This is a genomic window from Cupriavidus phytorum, from assembly GCF_003254285.1.
Taxonomy (GTDB): domain Bacteria; phylum Pseudomonadota; class Gammaproteobacteria; order Burkholderiales; family Burkholderiaceae; genus Cupriavidus; species Cupriavidus phytorum.
The window spans coordinates 495148-514349 of sequence record NZ_QKZN01000001.1; the positions used below are offsets into that span (position 1 = coordinate 495148).

At 66.6% G+C, this 19202-nt stretch carries 17 protein-coding genes; 14 read left to right on the top strand and 3 right to left on the bottom strand.

The features are described from left to right. Nucleotides 1–97: 97 nt before the first annotated feature. From C7416_RS02145 to fabI, 7 genes are all read left to right on the top strand, one after another. Nucleotides 98–1780 carry an alpha/beta fold hydrolase gene (locus C7416_RS02145; protein WP_111517464.1) on the top strand — a complete coding sequence of 561 codons (1683 nt, stop codon included), beginning with the start codon at nucleotides 98–100 and terminating at the stop codon, nucleotides 1778–1780. A 100-nt stretch (nucleotides 1781–1880) separates the two neighbouring features. Beyond that, nucleotides 1881–2321, top strand: coding sequence for a phasin family protein (locus tag C7416_RS02150; protein WP_111516901.1), 441 nt, complete (start codon nucleotides 1881–1883; stop codon nucleotides 2319–2321). A 63-nt stretch (nucleotides 2322–2384) separates the two neighbouring features. After that, nucleotides 2385–3218: a poly(3-hydroxyalkanoate) depolymerase gene (phaZ, locus tag C7416_RS02155; protein ID WP_111517465.1), complete on the top strand. Its 834-nt coding sequence runs from the start codon at nucleotides 2385–2387 to the stop codon at nucleotides 3216–3218. 216 nt (nucleotides 3219–3434) lie between these two features. Further along, nucleotides 3435–5750, top strand: coding sequence for a DUF3141 domain-containing protein (locus C7416_RS02160; protein ID WP_111516902.1), 2316 nt, complete (start codon nucleotides 3435–3437; stop codon nucleotides 5748–5750). A gap of 74 nt (nucleotides 5751–5824) precedes the next feature. Then, nucleotides 5825–6763, top strand: a complete 939-nt coding sequence (locus C7416_RS02165) for a phosphate acetyltransferase (RefSeq protein ID WP_111517466.1) — start codon at nucleotides 5825–5827, stop codon at nucleotides 6761–6763. 4 nt (nucleotides 6764–6767) lie between these two features. Continuing rightward, nucleotides 6768–7958 (top strand): acetate/propionate family kinase, encoded by a 1191-nt coding sequence (locus C7416_RS02170; RefSeq protein ID WP_111516903.1) that lies wholly within the window; start codon nucleotides 6768–6770, stop codon nucleotides 7956–7958. Nucleotides 7959–8035: 77 nt separating this feature from the next. Continuing rightward, nucleotides 8036–8818, top strand: coding sequence for an enoyl-ACP reductase FabI (gene fabI / locus C7416_RS02175; protein WP_111516904.1), 783 nt, complete (start codon nucleotides 8036–8038; stop codon nucleotides 8816–8818). Between the two features lie 30 nt (nucleotides 8819–8848). Here fabI and C7416_RS02180 read toward each other — a convergent pair whose 3' ends face one another. Next, nucleotides 8849–9400, bottom strand: a complete 552-nt coding sequence (locus C7416_RS02180) for a GNAT family N-acetyltransferase (RefSeq protein ID WP_111516905.1) — start codon at nucleotides 9398–9400, stop codon at nucleotides 8849–8851. Nucleotides 9401–9625: 225 nt separating this feature from the next. Here C7416_RS02180 and C7416_RS02185 point away from each other — a divergent pair, with 225 nt between their 5' ends. Further along, nucleotides 9626–11167, top strand: coding sequence for an MltF family protein (locus C7416_RS02185; RefSeq protein WP_111516906.1), 1542 nt, complete (start codon nucleotides 9626–9628; stop codon nucleotides 11165–11167). A gap of 24 nt (nucleotides 11168–11191) precedes the next feature. On the opposite strand, the gene C7416_RS02190 is transcribed toward C7416_RS02185, so the two are convergent. Then, nucleotides 11192–12379: a CaiB/BaiF CoA transferase family protein gene (locus tag C7416_RS02190; protein WP_111516907.1), complete on the bottom strand. Its 1188-nt coding sequence runs from the start codon at nucleotides 12377–12379 to the stop codon at nucleotides 11192–11194. Nucleotides 12380–12469: 90 nt separating this feature from the next. Between C7416_RS02190 and C7416_RS02195 the strand changes: the two genes are divergently transcribed. The 6 genes from C7416_RS02195 to C7416_RS02220 all read left to right on the top strand — a co-directional run bounded on the left by C7416_RS02195 (nucleotide 12470) and on the right by C7416_RS02220 (nucleotide 18228). Continuing rightward, nucleotides 12470–13609: an acyl-CoA dehydrogenase family protein gene (locus C7416_RS02195; protein ID WP_240988342.1), complete on the top strand. Its 1140-nt coding sequence runs from the start codon at nucleotides 12470–12472 to the stop codon at nucleotides 13607–13609. Nucleotides 13610–13617: 8 nt separating this feature from the next. After that, on the top strand, nucleotides 13618–14763 hold the full coding sequence (locus C7416_RS02200) for an acyl-CoA dehydrogenase family protein (RefSeq protein ID WP_240988318.1): 1146 nt from the start codon (nucleotides 13618–13620) through the stop codon (nucleotides 14761–14763). Further along, on the top strand, nucleotides 14756–15538 hold the full coding sequence (locus C7416_RS02205) for an enoyl-CoA hydratase/isomerase family protein (protein ID WP_111516909.1): 783 nt from the start codon (nucleotides 14756–14758) through the stop codon (nucleotides 15536–15538). Before C7416_RS02200 ends, C7416_RS02205 begins: the two co-directional genes overlap by 8 nt. A gap of 47 nt (nucleotides 15539–15585) precedes the next feature. Continuing rightward, a complete protein-coding gene (locus C7416_RS02210; RefSeq protein WP_111516910.1) occupies nucleotides 15586–16548 on the top strand; it encodes a tripartite tricarboxylate transporter substrate binding protein in 963 nt (320 codons plus the stop codon). 212 nt (nucleotides 16549–16760) lie between these two features. Further along, nucleotides 16761–17369 (top strand): TetR/AcrR family transcriptional regulator, encoded by a 609-nt coding sequence (locus C7416_RS02215; protein ID WP_240988317.1) that lies wholly within the window; start codon nucleotides 16761–16763, stop codon nucleotides 17367–17369. A 133-nt stretch (nucleotides 17370–17502) separates the two neighbouring features. Continuing rightward, complete coding sequence (locus tag C7416_RS02220) at nucleotides 17503–18228, top strand: IclR family transcriptional regulator (RefSeq protein ID WP_240988316.1); 726 nt, start codon at nucleotides 17503–17505, stop codon at nucleotides 18226–18228. Nucleotides 18229–18244: 16 nt separating this feature from the next. On the opposite strand, the gene C7416_RS02225 is transcribed toward C7416_RS02220, so the two are convergent. Further along, nucleotides 18245–19141 carry an HpcH/HpaI aldolase/citrate lyase family protein gene (locus tag C7416_RS02225; protein WP_111517468.1) on the bottom strand — a complete coding sequence of 299 codons (897 nt, stop codon included), beginning with the start codon at nucleotides 19139–19141 and terminating at the stop codon, nucleotides 18245–18247. Nucleotides 19142–19202: the final 61 nt, after the last annotated feature.

The following is a 19202-nucleotide window of genomic DNA, read 5'->3' on the forward strand; positions in this document are numbered from 1 at the left end:
AAAACAAGGCAGAGGCAGGAGCAGCAACATGACAACCGCATCCAGGACGCGTGCGCCGGCGAGCAAGGCCGGCAGGAACAAGCAGGCCGCGACGGTGATGGCCGCCACCGCGGCCGGGGCCATCGAAGCCATCGACGCGAAGCCGGCGCTGGCCGGCCCCAATCCGTTCGTCGGCCTGAGGCCGGAGGACTTCGTCAGCGCCGCGCAGCAGATCGGCGCCCAGTGCGTACAGGAGCCGGTGCTCGTGCTCGAGCAGCAGGCGCAACTGGCGCACGATCTCGTCAGCGTCCTGGATGGTTCGGCGCCGTTGCCGTCCGCGCGGGACCGGCGCTTCGGCGATGCCGCCTGGCGCGACAATCCGCTGTACCGCATGTCGCTGCAGGGCTACCAGGCCTGGCGCGACGCACTGGGCGGCTTGGTGCGGCGCTCGGTGATGGACGCGCGCAGCAAGCACCGCGCGCAGTACTTCACCGAGCTGGTGATCGATGCGCTGGCCCCGACCAATACCCTGCTGGGCAATCCCGCCGCGCTGAGAAAGACGGTGGAATCGTGCGGCATGAACCTGGTCAGCGGACTGGCCAACCTGGTCGCCGATACCCTGGGCAACGGCGGCATGCCGGCCCAGGTGGACAAGGAAGCCTTCAGCGTCGGCCAGAACCTGGCGACGACGCCGGGCGCAGTGGTGTTCCGCAATGAACTGCTGGAACTGATCCAGTACGCGCCGTCCACCGCCCGCGTGCATGCGCGGCCGCAGCTGATCGTGCCGCCGCAGGTCAACAAGTTCTATGTGTTCGACCTGGCCAGCGGCAAGAGCATGGTGGAGTACCTGCTGGCGCAGGAGCTGCAGGTATTCATCGTCAGCTGGCGCAATCCCACTGCGGCGCAGTGCGACTGGAACCTGGATACCTATGTCAGCGCGCTGATCGAGGCGATCGGGGCGATCCGCGACATCACTGGCAGTGCCGACGTCAACCTGCACGGCGCCTGCTCCGGCGCGATGACCATGGCGGCGCTGATGGGCTACTGCGCCGCCAGCGGCGAAAAGCTGGTGCATGCCGCGACGCTGATGGTATCGGTGTTCGGACTCGATGCGGAGTCGCAGCTTGGGCTGTTCAGCACGCCCGAGTCCGTCACGGCAGCGCGGCAGGGCAGCCAGGCGCTCGGCGTGCTCGACGGCGCGGCGCTGGGACGGATGTTTGCCTGGCTGCGGCCAAACGACCTGGTGTGGAATTACTGGGTCAACAACTACCTGCTCGGCAATGCGCCGCCGGCCTTCGATGTCCTCTACTGGAACAACGACACCACGCGGCTGCCCGCCGGCCTGCACGGCCAGTTCCTCGACATGCTGACGATGAACCAGCTCGCCACGCCGCGCACGCTGCACGTGCTGGGCCACGCCATCACGCTGTCGGACGTGACCTGTGACAAGTATGTGCTGGCCGGCATGACCGACCACATCACGCCATGGAAAGCGGCTTACCGGTCGATGCGCGCCTTTGGCGGACGCACCGAATTCGTGCTGAGTTCCAGCGGCCACGTGCAGAGCCTGGTCAATCCCCCCGGCAACCCGAAGGCGAAGTTCTTCCGCGGCGACGCGCCGGCCGCCGATCCGCAGGCCTGGCTTGACGGCGCGACCGCCGTGCAGGGCTCGTGGTGGCAACACTGGAGCCAATGGCTGAAGGCGCGCTCAGGACCAAAGCGCCGCGCGCCCGACGTTCCCGGCAGCGCGCAATTTCCACCCTGTGGCGAGGCGCCCGGACGCTATGTGAGCGAAGCGTGATGCGCAGGTCCATGGGCGCCGGCCCATGGCGTGGCCGCCCATGGCGTGGCGGCCAACGGCAGTTTCGATTTTTGCAACCCAACCGTGAGGAGATACCCAGATGGAATCGACCAACACCGCGGACGCCGCCGCCCGGCAGGCGTCCCAGGCCCCGCACCGCAAGCTGCTTGACTTCGTCCGGCACAATCGCCTGGACCCGGCCGCGATCCTCGAGTCGCGCCGCAAGGACATCGAGGCGCTGGCCAGCATCAACATCACGCTGCTGACCGGCCTGCAATCGGTGGTGCGCCTGCAGGCCGAGTACCTGTGCGACACCGCCGCCGACCTGCAGGCGCTGGCGCGCGGCGGCGAGTCCGCCGAGGGCAAGGCTTCTGCCGGGGTGGCGCAAGCGCTGCCGCGCTCGCTGCACAAGGCCGTGGCCGGCCTGCGCGGCCTGAGCGATACGCTTTACAAGGCCCAGGCGGACAGCATCGCCACGGTCGGCCGGCGCATCGCCGAGAACGTTGAGGAGGTCAAGGGCATCCTGCGCCCCAAGGCATAAACGCCCGCGGACATGGCCGGCGCCCCGGCCATGTCCGCGCGCCAACGTCTCCAGGACCAACTGATGACAACCATCGATGCCGGCACGCAAGCCGGCCACAAGCTGCAGGTCCGGACCGTGGATCTGGACGGCCAGGTACTCAGGACCGGCATCCGGCCGGGCCGCGACGCCGGCCCGCCGCTGCTGGTCTTCAACGGCATCGGCGCCAACTTCGAACTGCTCCAGCCCTTTGTCGACGCACTGCCCGACATCGAAGTGATTCTCTTCGACGTCCCCGGCGTCGGCGGCTCGCCCGCGCCGCTGATGCCTTACCGCTTCTCCAGTCTCTGCGTGCTGGCCGACCGGCTGCTGTCGCGCCTTGGCTACGATGGCCAGGTCGATGCGCTTGGCGTGTCGTGGGGCGGAGCGCTGGCGCAGGAGTTTGCCCGGCTTCATGCCCACCGTTGCAGGCGCCTGGTCCTGGCCGCCACCTCACCCGGCGTCATCATGGTGCCCGGCAGGCTGTCAGTGCTGACCAAGATGATCGGCCTGCGCCGCTATACCGATCCGCAGTACCTGCGCCGCGTTGGCGCCGACCTGTACGGCGGCGCCTTGCGCCATGACCCCGCATGGCTCGACCAGCATGGCCGGCACATGCGGCCGCCGCGCGGACGCGGCTACCTCTACCAGCTGCTGGCGGCCTGGGGCTGGAGCAGCCTGCCCTGGCTGGGCGCGCTGAAGCAGCCCACGCTGGTGATGCACGGGACCGACGACCCGATCGTGCCGCCGGTCAATGCCAGGATCCTGGCCGCGGCCATTCCCCACGCGGCGCTGCAGCTGGTCGACGACGGACACCTCTTTCTTGTGACTGGCGCCGACAGCGCGGCCAGCACCATCGGCCGCTTCCTGCGCGCATAGTCAATCGCTTCCGCGCACGCCTTGACGCGCACGCAGCACGCCACCCGGATGGGGGAGCGCATGCTGCGCTTCGTGAGCTGGGCATCACCCTGGTCGGGTGGGCGGTTTTTCTTATCTCGCGCTTGGAAAAATTTCATCTCTGCCGCGGGACCGGCTCCCATTAAAGTTGGTCAGAGCAGGAATACGGATGCTGCAGGATTCTTGGCGGAGGACGGCATGGATGCAGGCAAACAACTGGCTCACGCGCGTGAAGTGGGTGTCAAGACGGGCGTCGTGCTGCAAAAGCGGCTGAGGAATGCGCAGGAAGCCTACACACATCGTGTGCAGCAGGCCATGGGCGAGGACAAGGCGGCCCTCGCGCCGGCGAAGTGGATGGCCGGCCTCGATCCGATGAACGGCTATGCCTACGCCGTCGACAGCATGCAGCGTGCCATCCTGTTCTGGGACACGATCAGGGAACGGGGCAACCGCTTTGTGGAAAACGCCACGCACGGTCTCAAGCCAGTCCTGCACTTCGACTACGAAACCGTGATGGATGGCCGCCAGTTCGCGCGGCCGGTCAACTACGCGCTGCTGAAAATCACGCCGCCCGAAGGCGTCACCATCGATGACAGCCGCCGCCCCTATGTCATCATCGACCCGCGTGCCGGGCACGGCCCCGGCATCGGCGGGTTCAAGGACGATTCGCAGGTGGGCGTGGCGATGCGTGCCGGCCACCCGGTCTACTTTGTGATCTTCTTCCGTGACCCGGAGCCGGGGCAGACGCTGCTCGACGTATGCGAGGCGGAGCAACAGTTCATCCGCAAGGTGCGCGCCCTGCATCCGCACAGCGCCAAGCCGGCCATCATCGGCAATTGCCAGGGTGGCTGGGCCGCGATGATGCTCGGTGCATCGGACCCCGACGACACCGGCCCGATCGTCATCAACGGTGCGCCGATGTCGTACTGGAGCGGTGCCTGGAGCGCGGGCGAGGGCGACAACCCGATGCGCTATTCCGGCGGCCTGCTGGGCGGCACCTGGCTGGCCTCGCTTACGGCGGACCTCGGCAACGGCAAGTTCGACGGCGCCTGGCTGGTGCAGAACTTCGAGAACCTGAACCCGGCCAACAGCCTGTGGGACAAGTACTACCACCTGTACCGCAAGGCCGATACCGAGCCGCCGCGCTTCCTCGAGTTCGAGCGCTGGTGGGGCGGCTACTACCTGATGAACCGCGAGGAGATCGAATGGATCACGCGGAACCTGTTCGTCGGCAACAAGCTGTGGAGCGGCGACGTCAAGGCGGCAGGCGGCAAGGGCTTCGACCTGCGCGAGATCCGGGCGCCGATCGTCCTGTTTGCCTCGATGGGCGACAACATCACGCCGCCGCAGCAGGCCTTCAACTGGGTCGTCGACGTCTATGGCAGCACCGAGGAAATCAAGGCGCGCGGCCAGGTGATCGTCGGCATGATGCACCGGAGCGTGGGCCATCTTGGCATCTTCGTCTCCGGCAAGGTCGCACAGAAGGAGCATGCGCAGATCGTTTCGGTGCTGAAGAGCATCGAACTGCTGCCACCGGGCCTCTACGGCATGGTCATCCACGAACACAAGCGCGGCGATGGCCTCGAATACGAGGTCGAGTTCGAGGAACATTCGCTGGAGGAGCTCGCCGGCCGGCTCAACCGCTTCGAGCGGGTCGACGAGAAGCCGTTCGAGGCCGTTGCCGCGCTGTCGGACTTCAACCAGCGCGCGTATGAACTGTTCGCGCAACCGTTCGTCCAGGCCATGTCGAGCGAGGCGTCGGCACGGATGCTGCGCGAGTTCCATCCGCTGCGGGTGCAGAACTGGGCGTTCTCTGACATGAATCCCTGGATGGCCTGGCTCAAGCCCGCGGCCGAGGCGGTCAGGGCAAATCGCCAGGCCATGGCGGATGACCATCCGCTGCGGCAGCAGGAACAGGCGGGGGCGGAAATGCTCAGTGCCGGCCTCGACGCTTACCGCGCCGTGCGCGACGCGATGACGGAGGCATCGTTCTTCAACCTGTACGCCAACCTGTTCTCGTTCCTGTCGCTGGACAAGCCATCCGCGCCGGCAGCCATCGCGCCGCAGGAACCGCCGGAAGTCAGGGCCGCGCTGGCCTCGGTCGGCGAGGGCGGATACACCGAGGCGATTGCCCGGCTGGCCTGCCTGCTCAATCGCAAGGGCGAGCCATTGCCGCTGTCCCGGCTGGAGCTGCGCAAGGAGCTGGTGACGGACTACGCGGACTTCCTGCCGGAACTACCCCCCGACGCCTGGCGCAAGACCCGGGGCCAGCAGGAGCTGATCACCCGGTACGCGCCCGAGCAGGCGCTGGAGACGCTGCCGGTCTTGCTCAGGCACCAGGCTGACCGCCAGCGGCTGCATGCGCTGGCCGAAAAACTGCGTACCGACGAGCGCCTGCTTGGCACCAGCCCCACGGCGGAGCAGGCGGCGATGCTGGGGCGGATCCGCGCGGTGCTGTCGCCGAAAGCCGGAGGCGGCCGCGCCGCTGACGCCCCGCGCGCCGGGGCGTCCTGAGGCAATACGGCACCAGGCCACGCGCGCAACCATCGCAGCTTGCCGACCCCGATGAACATTGAGTGGAGCATGCCGTGAACGCCAGACATGAGAAGTACCAGCGGCTGATCGACTATTGCAAGACCATCCCGCCCACCCCGACCGCGGTGGCGCATCCATGCGACCAGGCGTCGCTGGAAGGCGCAGCCGAGGCGGCCCGCATGGGCCTGATCGCGCCGATCCTGGTCGGGCCGCGCAGCCGCATCGAAGACGCGGCGCGCGCCAGCGGCATCGACATCCGCGCGTACCCGATCGTCGATGCACCGCACAGCCACGCAGCAGCGGCGGCCGCGGTGCAACTGGTGCGCGAAGGCAAGGCCGAGGCCATCATGAAGGGCAGCCTGCACACCGACGAGCTGATGGGGGCAGTCGTCAGCGGCGACAGCGGCCTGCGCACCGCCCGGCGCATCAGCCACTGCTTCGTGATGGACGTGCCCGGGCACGAGGACGCGTTGATCGTGACCGACGCCGCCGTCAATATCGCCCCGACCCTGTCTGAAAAGGCCGATATCCTCCAGAACGCGATCGACCTGGCCCACGCCCTGCAGCTCAAGGAAGTCCGGGTGGCGATCCTGTCGGCCATGGAGACCATCAATCCCAAGGTGCCATCCACCATCGAAGCCGCCGCGCTGTGCAAGATGGTCGACCGCCACCAGATCACCGGCGCGGTGGTCGACGGCCCGCTCGCGCTGGACAATGCCATCAACCTGGATGCGGCACGCATCAAGAAAATCGATTCGCCGGTGGCCGGGCGCGCCAACGTCTTGCTGGTGCCCGACCTGGACGCCGGCAACATGCTCGCCAAGAGCCTGACCTTCCTTGCCGGCGCGGACGCCGCCGGCATCGTGCTGGGCGCGCGCGTGCCCATCATCCTGACCAGCCGTGCCGACACGGTGACAACGCGGCTGGCGTCGTGCGCGGTGGCTGCCCTGGTCGCCAGGGCGCGGCGCGAGTCCACCCAGGTGGCGGGGTGATGCCATGGCAGAGATCATCCTGGTCCTGAACGCGGGCTCGTCAAGCCTCAAGTACTGCGCCTACGATGTCCATGACGACGCACTGAGGCTCGTACTGCGCGGCAGCATCGAAGGGCTTTACACCGCTCCGGCGTTTCGCGCGGCCGATGCGGCCGGCGCCGAAGTCGAAGCCAGGCAGTGGGATGCCGGCACCCAGCTTGGGCACGAAGGCGCGATCGCCTACCTGGCGGATTTCCTGCGTGGCCACGGGGAAGGGCATACGCTCGCCGCGGTGGGGCACCGGGTAGTGCACGGCGGCGTGCGTTTCACGCAGCCGGCAAGGGTGACCGAGGCGCTGCTGGCGGAGCTCGATACGCTTTGCCCGCTGGCGCCGTTGCACCAGCCGCACAATCTCAAAGCCATCCGCATTCTGGCGGAGCGGCGTCCGGGCTTGCCGCAAGTGGCGTGTTTCGACACCGCCTTCCACCGCGCGCAGCCGGAAGTGGCGCAGGCGTTCGCGCTGCCGGTGGAGATCACCGGGCGCGGCGTCAGGCGCTATGGCTTCCATGGGCTGTCCTACGAGTACATCGCCAGCGTCCTGCCGCGCATCGACGCCGCCGCGGCCGCGGGCCGCACCGTCGTCGCCCATCTCGGCAATGGCAGCAGCATGTGCGCGCTGGTGGCGGGGCGCAGCGTGGCCAGCACCATGGGCTTCACCGCTGTGGACGGGCTGCCCATGGGAACGCGCTGCGGCAGCCTGGATCCGGGCGTGATCCTGTACCTGATCGGCGAGCTCGGCATGGATGCCGGCGCCATCGAGGACCTGATCTACCGCAAGTCGGGGTTGCTCGGCATGTCCGGCGTGTCGAGCGATATGCGCGCACTGCTCGCCAGCGACGACGCGCGTGCCCGCTTTGCGGTCGAGGTGTACACGTACCGCATCGCGCGCGAGCTTGGCTCGCTCGCCGCGGCCGCGCAAGGACTGGACGCGCTGGTATTTACCGCGGGCATCGGCGAGCATGCGGCACCGGTGCGCGAGCGCGTGTGCCGGCAGGCGGCATGGCTGGGCGTAAGCATCGATGCCGCGGCCAATGCACGTAACGGCCCGAAGATCAGCGAGGTATCGGGCAGGGTACCCGTCTGGGTCATCCCGACCGACGAGGAGTTGATGATCGCCCGGCATACCCGGGAGATCATCGCGACGCCCGCGCCATGACCTCCGAACCGGCAGAGCAGTGGACCGACACGGCGCGATGGGCGCCGCGTCAGCAATGAACCTTCAGGGGACGCGACATGACACCCGGGAACAGACCGCCGATTCTCGCCAATACCAGGGCACTCGTCTGCGGCATTGCGAACACGGATTCCATTGCCTACGGTTGCGCCCGGGCCTTCCACGAACTGGGTGCGGAAGTTGCCATCACCTATGCCGGCGAAAAGGCCCGGCAATATGTCGAACCGGTGGCACAGGAGCTTTCCGCCCCGATCTTCCTGCCGCTGGACGTGACCAGCGAGGCCGAAATGGATGCGCTGTTCACGCGGATCCGGGACCAGTGGGGAAAGCTCGATATCCTGGTGCATTCGGTGGCCTGGGCCCCGAAGGACGACCTGCAGGGCGGCCTGCTCAATTGTTCGGCGGAAGGCTTCGCCCGGGCCATGGACGTATCCTGCCACTCCTTCATACGCATGGCCCGCCTGGCGGCGCCGCTGATGCGCGATGGCGGCACGATGTTCACCATGAGCTATCACGGCGCCAACAAGGTGGTGCCGAACTATAACGTCATGGGTCCCGTGAAAGCCGCGCTCGAAGCGGTGTCGCGCTACCTGGCGTACGAGCTTGGCCCGCAGGGCATCCGCGTGCATGCGATCTCGCCCGGGCCGCTCCAGACCCGCGCGGCATCGGGCCTGAAGGATTTCGACCTGATGCTCGCCGACGCGGTGCAGCGCGCGCCGCTCGGTGAGCTGGTCGATATCATGGACGTCGGCTACACCTGCGCGTTCCTGGCCACGCCGTATGCCAGGCGATTGTCAGGCGAAACCCTGTATGTCGATGGAGGCGTCAACATCATGGCCTGAGCGCCGCCTGTGACCGGGCGCCCGCGCCAGCTATTGCCCGCTGGCCTGCAACGCCAGCGTGACGACGCGTAGCGTGGCGTCGTCGGGGCACGGTGTGTCGGCAAATCCCAACCGCTTCGCCAGGCGTCGCATGGCGGTATTCGACGACAGCACATAACCGTCCATGCGCCGATAGCCGCGGCGCGTGGCAACATCGATCAGCACCCGCAGCAACTGGCTGGCGAGGCCGAGCCCATGCCAGTCGTCGCTGACTGTCACGGCGAACTCGCAAGCGTCGCTGCCCGGTGCGGCAGCATAGCGGGCACCGCCGACGATGGCAGGCGCGTCGTTCTCGGTGGCGATCGCCACCAGGGCAAACTCGTGCTCCGGCGACGGATGCGTCGCCTGCTCCAGCATTGCCTCCGGCAGTTGCCGCATGGCCGCCATGAAGCGGGTATACCGCGCATCGGCGGACAGCTGGTTGAACGCGGCCAGCAGGCCGGCCTTGTCACGTTCGCCGATTTCCCGCACCAGGAGCTCGCGACCGTCGCGCACGGTGACGTTGAAGGGTGCAAATACTGTTGCCGGATCGCGCTCTTGCATGGGCAGTGAGATGGATGGGGTGAGCAGGGAATAACCTGGGCCGATGCAGTCATAGTAGTTGATGCGCCATGCCGGTGTCGGTGCCGGTGTCGGAAAACGGAAGCCGCGGGTGCAAGGCGACGGAAGCGAGGCGCCCTTGCAAGTGCCCGCTTGCAACTCCCTATTTCGTGCCTAGACTCCATATGGGCAAACCGCGCGCTTGCTTGCGCGGCTTGCGATCCCGCCATGTCCGCTGTCCGCCCTTCTCGTTGGCTGGCAGGCCTTCTTCTGTACGGCCTGATGGGCGCGCTCAGCCTTTGCGGACCCTCTGCCGCAGCCCCGCAAGCTCCGCCATCGCCAAATCCGCCAGCGTCGTCCCCGGCCGCTACCGCCGCGACGGGGCAGGCCACTCCCGCCAAGCCACGCGGCCTGAACCTTGCCAACAAGCCCCGTACCGGCGACTTCGGCGTGATGCTCGAGAGCCGCGTCATTCGCGTGCTGGTGCCGTACAGCCGCACGCTTTACTTCAGCGACAAGGGCCGCGAGCGCGGACTGACCGCCGAGCTGGTGCGTGACTTCGAGCGCTACCTGAACAAGAAATACGGCGACCAGCTCGGCAAGCGCCCGCTGACCATCGTCATCATCCCGACCACGCGCGACCGGCTGCTTCCAGACCTGATGGCGGGGCTTGGCGATATCGCCGCCGGCAACCTCACCGAGACCGAAAGCCGGCTGAAGCAGGTGGACTTCACCGCGCCGCGCGACCGCAAGCCGGTGCGCGAGCTGGTGGTCACGGGGCCAAAGGCGCCGCCGTTGCAGCGCCTCGACGATCTCGCCGGAAAGACCGTGCATGTACGTCGCGCCAGCAGCTATTTCGAAAGCCTGACCGTGCTGAACGACGGCCTGCGCCGCGCCGGCAAGGCGCCGATCAAGCTGGTCATGCTGCCCGACGCGCTCGAGGACGAAGACGCGCTCGAGATGCTCAACGCGGGCGTGCTGCAGATCCTGGTGGTCGATGACTGGAAGGCCGCGACCTGGGCGCAGATCCTGCCAAACATCAAGGTGCGCGAAGACCTGGCCGTGCGCGAAGGTAGCTATACCGGCTGGGCCTACCGCAAGAACAGCCCGCAACTGCGGCAGGCAATCGAAGACTTCTACGTCAATTTCGTCAAGAAGCAGGGCGGAGCGGAGTACCGGCTGAAGCAGACCATGCTGCGCATCAAGCAGATCAAGAACAATACCGACGATGCCGAGTACAAGCGCTTCCAGCAGACCATCGCCTTCTTCGAGAAGTACGGCAAGGACTATGGCTTCGACCCGCTGATGCTGGCCGCGCAGGGTTTCCAGGAATCCCAGCTGAACCAGGAGGCGCGCAGCCATGTCGGCGCGGTCGGCATCATGCAGATCATGCCGGCCACCGGCAAGGAATTGAATGTCGGCAATATCCGGATGGCCGAGGCCAACGTCCACGCCGGCGCCAAGTACATGGACCGGCTGATGACGAAGTACTTCCCCGACGCGCATTTCTCGGAAGCGAACCGGCCGCTGTTCGCCTTTGCCAGCTATAACGCCGGGCCGGGCAATATCGCCAAGATGCGCAAGGAAGCGGCGGCGCGCGGACTGGATCCCGACAAGTGGTTCAACAACGTCGAGATCGTGGTGGCGGAGAAGATCGGCATCGAGACCACCACCTATGTGCGCAACATCTTCAAGTACTACGCGGCGTACCGGCTGATGCAGGACATGCAGGCGTCGCGCGAGCGCGCGATCAGGCAGGTACAGAAATAGCGGTGTCGGATACCCCCCATCGCGTCACGGCGCGGGATTCAGGATACGCTCGGTATCCTCGCCCAGGTTAGGCGCGGGCTTATAGATTGACGCAGGGGTTTTCGAGAAAAGCGCCGTCGGGCGGGTCGTCACCACTTCGCCTTCGGTCGGGTGCGCCATGGTCTGGAACAAGCCTGTGCTCTGCACCTGCGGATGGTTCTGGATGGTGTGGATCGAATACATCTCCGCGACCGGGATGTCCATTTCCCGGCAAACGTCCATCATTTCCCTGGTGGTGTATTGCGCGGTGATCTTGCGCAACTCTGCGTAGATTGCCTGGATGTTCTTGTTGCGCTCGATGCGGCTGCTGATATTGAACTGGTCGATGAACTCGCCACGCCCGAAGCGGTGGAAGAAGGCCTTCCAGTGCTGCTCCGTGTAGGGCAGCACGGCAATATAGCCATCCCGTGTCGGCGAAGGCTTGCGCCCGCCCTTGAGCAGGCGCGCATAGCCGGCATCGCCGATGGGCGGGTGGAAACCATGGCCGCCCAGGTGTTCGGTCATGGTAAAGGCGACCATGGTCTCGAACATCGGCACTTCCACGTACTGGCCTTCGCCGGTGCGGGCCTTGTGCACCAGTGCGCCGAGGATGGCGTTGGCCGTGGCCAGGCCGGCGATCTTGTCGGCCAATAGCGTGGGCGGATAGTCGGGTACGCCGCTCTCGTGGCCCACCAGATGGGCCAGGCCGCAAGCCCCCTGGATGATGTCGTCGAACGCGGGCTGGCCGGCAAAGGCGCCGCCCTCGCCAAAACCGGTGGCGGCGCAGTAGACGATGCCAGGGTTGATTTGTGCCACCGCATCGTAGTCAAAGCCGAGCCGCTGGATCGCCTTGACGCGGATGTTGTGCACCAGCACGTCGCAGCGGGCAATCAGCTGGCGCAGCTGCGCCTTGCCCTGCTCCGTCTTCAGGTCGATGCAGACCGAACTCTTGTTGCGGTTGATATTCATGAAGGTCGAACTCATGCCGGGCGTGCGGCTGACACCGTTGGCACGCATCAGGTCGCCCTCGGGCGGCTCAACCTTGATTACTTCGGCGCCATAGTCCGCCAGCACCTGGGTCGCGACCGGACCCAGCACCACGGCGGTCAGGTCCAGCACGCGGATACCGGCAAGAGGGCCGCGCGGAACCGTGGCGTGAGGTTGCGTCGGGTCGGTCGTGTCGCTTGCTTTCATGGTGGACTGGCTTCTCCTCGTAATTACCTAGAGCGGATTCGATGCATTGACTATAGAGTGTTGCTTGTTCGCAAGCAAATAAGGATAAACATAGATACGTTGCACATCGCGGTAGGCGACTTGCCGCCGGAATGCGAGACGCTGCGCGAGGAAGCCAGGGCATTTGCCAGGGAGCACATGACCCGGTATTCCCGCGTCGAGCGGGCGCACAACTGGGCCGGGCGGGACCCCGCATTCTCGAAAAAAATGGGCGAGAAGGGCTGGCTCGGCATGACCTGGCCGACCGAGGTCGGCGGCGGCGGCAAGAGCATGCTGGAGCGCTATGTGATGCTAGAAGAACTGCTGGCCGTGGGCGCGCCGATGGGCGCGCACTGGGCCGCGGACCGGCAGATGGGGCCCCTGCTGATCCGCTACAGCCGCGACCAGCTGGCGCCTAAGATCATTCCGCAGATCCGCCGCGGCGAGGCCTTTATCTGCATCGGCATGAGCGAGCCGGACTCGGGTTCCGACCTGGCTTCGATCCGCACGCGCGGCACCAAGGTGGAAGGCGGCTGGAAGATCAACGGCCGCAAGGTCTGGACCTCGGGCGCCCACCATGCGCACTACATGGTGGCGCTGGTGCGTACCAGCGAGCGCGGCGATGACCGCCACGCCGGCATGAGCCAGATCTTCATCGAGATGGACCGGCCGGGCGTGACCGTGCGCCCGATCGTGTCGCAACTGGGCACGCGCATCTTCAACGAGGTGATTCTGGACGATGTCTTTGTCCCCGACGACCACCTTGTCGGCGAAGAAGGCAAGGGCTGGAGCCAGGTCATCAACGAGCTGAAGTACGAGCGCTCCGGCGCGGAGCGCTTCCTGAGCAGCACGCAGCTGTTGCTGGAGATGCTCGATGCCGCCGATGCCGGCAACCGCCAGCAGGCGGTGGCGCTTGGCAAGGTGATCGCGCGTTACGCCACCCTGCGCCAGATGTCGCAGGGCATCGCGCTGATGCTGGCCGAGGGCCAGGACCCGTCGCTGGCCGCCTCCATCGTCAAGGACCAGGGCGCGCTGCTGGAGCAGTCGCTGCCCGATATCGCCTATGAAGTATTCCCTGACCGGCTGGGCGACGGCAGCGAGTTTGACCAGGTGCTGAACCTGGTAACGCTGGCGGCGCCGTCGTTCTCGCTGCGCGGGGGCACGAGAGAGATTTTGCGCGGGATTATTGCGAAAGGACTGGGGCTGCGATGAGCGACAACATGATTGAAGAAACCGTCAGGCGACTGCTGGCCAACGAGGTGAGCCGCGAACTGCTGACGGCGGTCGAGGCCGGCGCATTCGCCGGCGCGCTGTGGCAAACCATCGCTGAAAGCGGCATGACCAAGATCCTGTGCCGCGAGGCGCATGGCGGGATCGAGGCGTCCTGGCCCGAGGCCCTGCCGCTGTTCTACCAGGTCGGCTACACGCAGGCGCCGGTACCGCTGGCACAGGCCGTGGTGGGACAGTACATGGCATCGCGCTGCGGGCTGGACCTGGCGGCCGACAGCGTGTTCGCGCTTGCCGCGGGGGCGCAGACCCGGTCATTGGAATTGAGCAGCCATGAAGCCGGCAAGCCGGCCACCCTGTCCGGCACGATGACCGCCGTGAAGTGGGCTCGCCACGCGCACTGGCTGGTGGTCGAGACGGCTGGCTGCATTGCGCTGGTGGATGCCAGGGAATCCGGCGTGCGGATCGAGCCCAAGGCCGATGCCGCATCGCTGCCGGCCGATACGGTGGTGCTGGATCAGGCCGTGGTTTCTCATGCGCTGGCTGCCGGCATTGCGGGCCTGAGCCGGCCGCTGGAAGTGTGCTACGCCGCCACCACCGCGGCGCAGCTGACCGGCGCACTGGACTACGCGCTGGACCTGGCGGTGCAATATGCGAAGGACCGCGTGCAGTTTGGCAAGCCCATCGGCAAGAACCAGGCAATCCAGCAGCAACTGGCGGTGCTGGCCGGCGAAGTGGCCTGCAGTTATGCGGCGGCCACAACGGCACTGCGCGACCTGCCAGCGATCCACCAGCACAGCGCGCCGCAGGCGGAATTCAGCGCCGCGGTCGCCAAGGTGACGGCCAGCGACGCGGTGCGCACCGGCGCCTCGATCGCGCACCAGGTCCATGGCGCGATTGGCTTTACCTACGAATACCCGCTGAACTTCGCCACCCGTCGCCTGTGGGCCTGGCGCGCCGAGGCCGGCACCAGCACCGAATGGGCCGAGCGCCTGGGCCAGGCCTTCATCCAGGCAGGGTCCGATCAGTTCTGGCCGAACCTGACGGCGCGCACCTTGCCGTCCGCAGTTGGCGCGGCTGGCGGGGCTGACGGGCACGCCGGATCGATGCAAGCAGAAAGGAACGCCACCCATGCCTGACACCACGGACCAAGTCATCCTGAGCCGGCGCGACGGCCATGTCGCCATCCTCGAGCTGAACCGCCCGCCGCACAATTTCTTCGATGTGGACATGATTGCCCGGATAGCCGATGAGCTGGACCGGCTGCAGGGCGACAAGACCTGCCGCGCGGTGCTGCTGCAAGCGGGCGGCAGTGCGTTTTGCGCGGGCGCGGACTTTTCGCGGCGCGACGGTGCCGCGGCGCCGCGCAGCGCCTCGCGCATCAATCCGATCTATCTCGAGGCCTTGCGCATCTTCAGCTTCGGCAAGCCGATCGTGGCGGCGATCGAGGGGCCGGCAGTCGGTGGCGGGCTGGGCCTGGCGCTGGCGGCGGATTTTCGCGTGTCGTGCACCGAGGCGCGCTTTTCCGCGAACTTCAACCGTCTCGGCTTTCATCCCGGGTTTGCGCTCTCGTACACGCTGCCCGCGCTGATCGGCAAGCAGATGGCGGCGTGGATGCTTTACACCGGCGCCCGCGTCGACGGCGCACGCGCCCATGAGTTGGGGCTGGTGGACTTCATCGTACCCAGGGCCGAGGTGCGCGGCGCCGCGCTGGCGCTGGCGCGGGAACTGGCCACTTCGTCGCCGCGGGCACTGCAGTCGACCCGCCAGACCTTGAAGGCCGACTCGCTCAGCCATATCCGCAATGCCATCTCGCGCGAAAGCGCGGAGCAGGCGGTCCACTTTGCCGGGCCGGACCTTGCCGAGGGGGTGAAGGCCATGGCCGAGCGACGGCCCCCGGTCTTTGAAGACTGATCGCCTGCAGGGGCAGGCCACCACAATCGATAAACGGAGACAAAGACATGCAACGCAGACAATTCGGCGCCACCCTGCTGGCGGGCGCGGCAACGCTGGCATTACCCGGCATCGCGCGGGCGCAGGGCAAGGCGATTCGCGTGATCGTGCCGTTCACGGCGGGCAGTGGCTCGGACGAGGGCGCGCGCTTCTACGCGGAGCAGATCGGCAAGGCCTTGGGCCGCGCGATCGTGGTCGAGAACAAGCCGGGCGCCAGCGGCCTTATCGCCGTGCGCACCGTGCTGGCGGAACCGGCTGACGGCAATACCATCCTGCTCGGCAGCAACTCGCTGATCGCGGTCAACCCGGTGATGGTGAAGAACCTCGGTTACGACCCGTTCAAGGACCTGGTGCCGCTGCACGGCCTGGCTATCTCGGCCGCGGCTTTCGTGGCCGGCAACGATTCGCCGTACCACACCATTGCCGATGTGGTGGCCCGCTACAAGGCCACCGGCAAGCCGATCTCGGTGGGCAATTATTCCGAAGGCTACCGGCTGGTGGGCGAGTGGCTGGCGCAGGCGACGGGCATCAAGACCACGCCGGTGCCCTACAAGGGCGGCGCGCCGATGGTGACGGACGTGATCGGCAACCGGCTCGACATCGGCCTGAACGATATCACCGGCATCGCGCCCATGGAAAAGGGCAAGAAGCTGCGCGTGCTTGCCATCACCGGCGGGGTGCGCGACAAGCTGTTGCCCAATGTCCCGACCATGAAGGAACTGGGCTACACCGACTTCGAGTCCTACGTGTGGTCGTCTTTCTCGATGAAGGCCGGCACCCCGCAGGACAAGCTCAACGAGCTTGCCGCAGCCATCTCCGCGGCGCAGAAGACCGAGGAGGCAAAGGCCTACCAGGCCAAGCGCGCCGGGACTTTCCTGAACAAGGCGCTTGGCGACCTGGGCGAATTCCAGCGCGCGGAATACCTGCGCTTCAAGCGGGTGGCGGAAAAGGCCAATATCCAGCCTGCCTGAGCCGCCAGGCACGCACGGCTGTGCCGGCAATTTGCGAACGCAGAGGCCGGCGTGTCCTGCGCCGCGGCGAGGCAGCGCTCCCTGGAAAGCGGATATTTGCCTTCGGTACAATCTGGTACGGCACGACTTCGCGTTGAACCCCCAGGATCTTTGCTCGACGCGAAGCAGGACGACACCACCAATATTCGCAGGCGGCATCACATTCACCACCTATGAAGCAGCAATCCAGTCGCACCCAGGAGCAACGGCGTGAAGAGTCCGTCGGCCGCATGGTGCAGGCCGCTATCGAGCTGATTTCCGAGAAGGGCCTGGCGGGGCTGACCATGAATGAAGTCGGCACCAAGGCCGGCTATAGCCGCGGCCTGGCGCACACCCATTTCGGCTCCAAGGAAAAGCTGCTGGCGGAGTGCCTGGAACAGTTGTCGCGTGAATTCAATGCCCAGCGCAAGAAGGATGGCAGCGACACCAGCGGCATTCATGGCATCTATTCGCTGGTGGATGCCTACACCCAGCGCCCGGAAAGTGCGGTCAACAGTATCCGGGCGATGTTCTTCATCGTGCTGGACTCGTCCGTGGCCGACTCGCCGCTGCATGGCTTTGTCCACGACTACAATGAAAAAAACATGGCCTACGTCGAGTACAAGCTCAACGAGGCCAAGGCCCTGGGGCAGATCCGCGCGGACGTCGATGCAAAATCCGCGGCCTTCATCCTGATGAGCCTGCTGCGCGGTATCTCCGTGCATCGCCTGAACCGGGCCTCGATGGATCCGGCGGCCGTCAGGGCGGAAATCCTGCGGATGATCGGGGAGTGGTTGCTGTAGAAGACCCATCGCCATGGCGATGTTGGGGAGGTGGGCTGCAACGGCAAGCACCTGAGCGACGCCGGACAGTCCAGGCACGGCAATGCAGCGCCGACCAGGCGCGCGCCAGGGAGGGACGGCTATGGACAGCGGCATGGTCAAGTCGGCAAATCGCGTGTTCGACCTGCTGGAACTGTTCGAGCGCGTGCGCCGGCCGCTGCGCGTCGGCGAGATCGCCGAGCGCCTCGGCATCCCGCAGTCCAGTGTCTCGATGCTGCTGCGGACCATGGTCGCGCGCGGCTACATGGAGTTCGATGCGCAGTTGCGCACCTATTGCCCGTCGGTGCGGGTCGCCTTCCTGTGCGGCTGGACCACGCGCAGGCAAGGCGCCGGCGCATCGGTGCACGACGCCATGCGCCGCCTGTCGAGCGAAACCGGCGAAACCGTGCTACTGGGCCGCCAGAGCGGCAACATGCTGCAATACCTGTCCGTGATCGAATCCAGCCATGCGCTGCGTCTGTCGGTTGCGTCGGGCATCGTCCGGCCGATGCATCGCACCGCGATCGGCATCATGCTGATGAGCCGCATGGACGACGAGCAGATCGGACGCCTGCTGCGCCGCTACAACGCCGAGGCGGCCGCCGGCGAGGCCCCGGCACGGCCCGCCGAGATCCTGCGCGAAGTCGAGCTGGCGCGTCGCCAGGGCTACTACGAATCGGCCAGCCTGGCCACGCCGGGGGCCGGCGTGATTGCCACGCTGATGGCCACACCCATCCGCGGACAGTGGCTGGGCATCGGCACCGGCGGCCCGGTGGCACGCCTGCACGCGCGCCGCAAGAAGCTGCTGGCCGCGGTGCTGGCCGTGGCGCAGGATTGCTGAGCGCTGGCGCGCGCGTTCAGCGGCCGGGCCGTTCCCCGAGCGCCCGGATGACGTCGAACCGTGCCAGCAGTCGCGTGGCCTGTTCCAGGTGCAGGCGCTCGACCATGCGTCCCTCCAGGTTGATTACGCCCGCGGCGGCATGCTCGGGCCGCGCGAAGGCCGCGACGATCGCCTGCGCCTCGGCCGCGGCGGCGCCCGACGGCGTGAACGCTGCATTGGCCGGATCGACCTGCGACGGGTGGATCAGTGTCTTGCCGTCAAAGCCCATCCTGACGGATTGCAGGACTTCATGGTCGAAGCCGGCTCGATCGCCGAAGTCATTCCACACACCGTCGAGCACGTCCACGCCATGGCGCTTTGCCGCCAGCACCACCGACATCAACCAGGGCAGCAGGTAGGCGCGATGGTCGCCCGGATAAACGCCGGTTTCCCTGGCCAGGTCATTGGTGCCCACCACCAGGCAGTCGAGTCGCACCTGCCGGCGCCGGCCGGCTTGCAGGATGCCGTCGATATGGTGGATCGCTGCAGCGGTTTCGATCATGGCCCATAGCCTTGGCGCCGGCCCATCGGCGATGCCGCCGATGGCCGCGGCGAAGCGCTCCAGGTCCGCACCGGTAGCGACCTTCGGCAGCAGGATGGCATCAGCGCCGCAGGTGGCGGCCACGCGCAGGTCGGCATCGAACTCGGCGGTTGCCAGCGCGTTGACACGAATCACCGTTTCATGCGCTGCGAACGGCTGCGCGGCAAACGCGCTGGCCAGGTTATCCCTGGCCTCGGCTTTCATCGCCGGGGCCACGGCGTCTTCCAGGTCGAACACGATGGCGTCGCAGGGCAGGTGGCGGGCTTTCTCGATGGCGCGGGTGTTGGTGGCAGGCACATACAGCACGGAGCGGCGGGGGACGGGCGTGGTCATGGTCATGAGCGATGGCAGACGCGAAAGGTTGACGAAGTCTGGATAGGGCGGCCATGCGCGG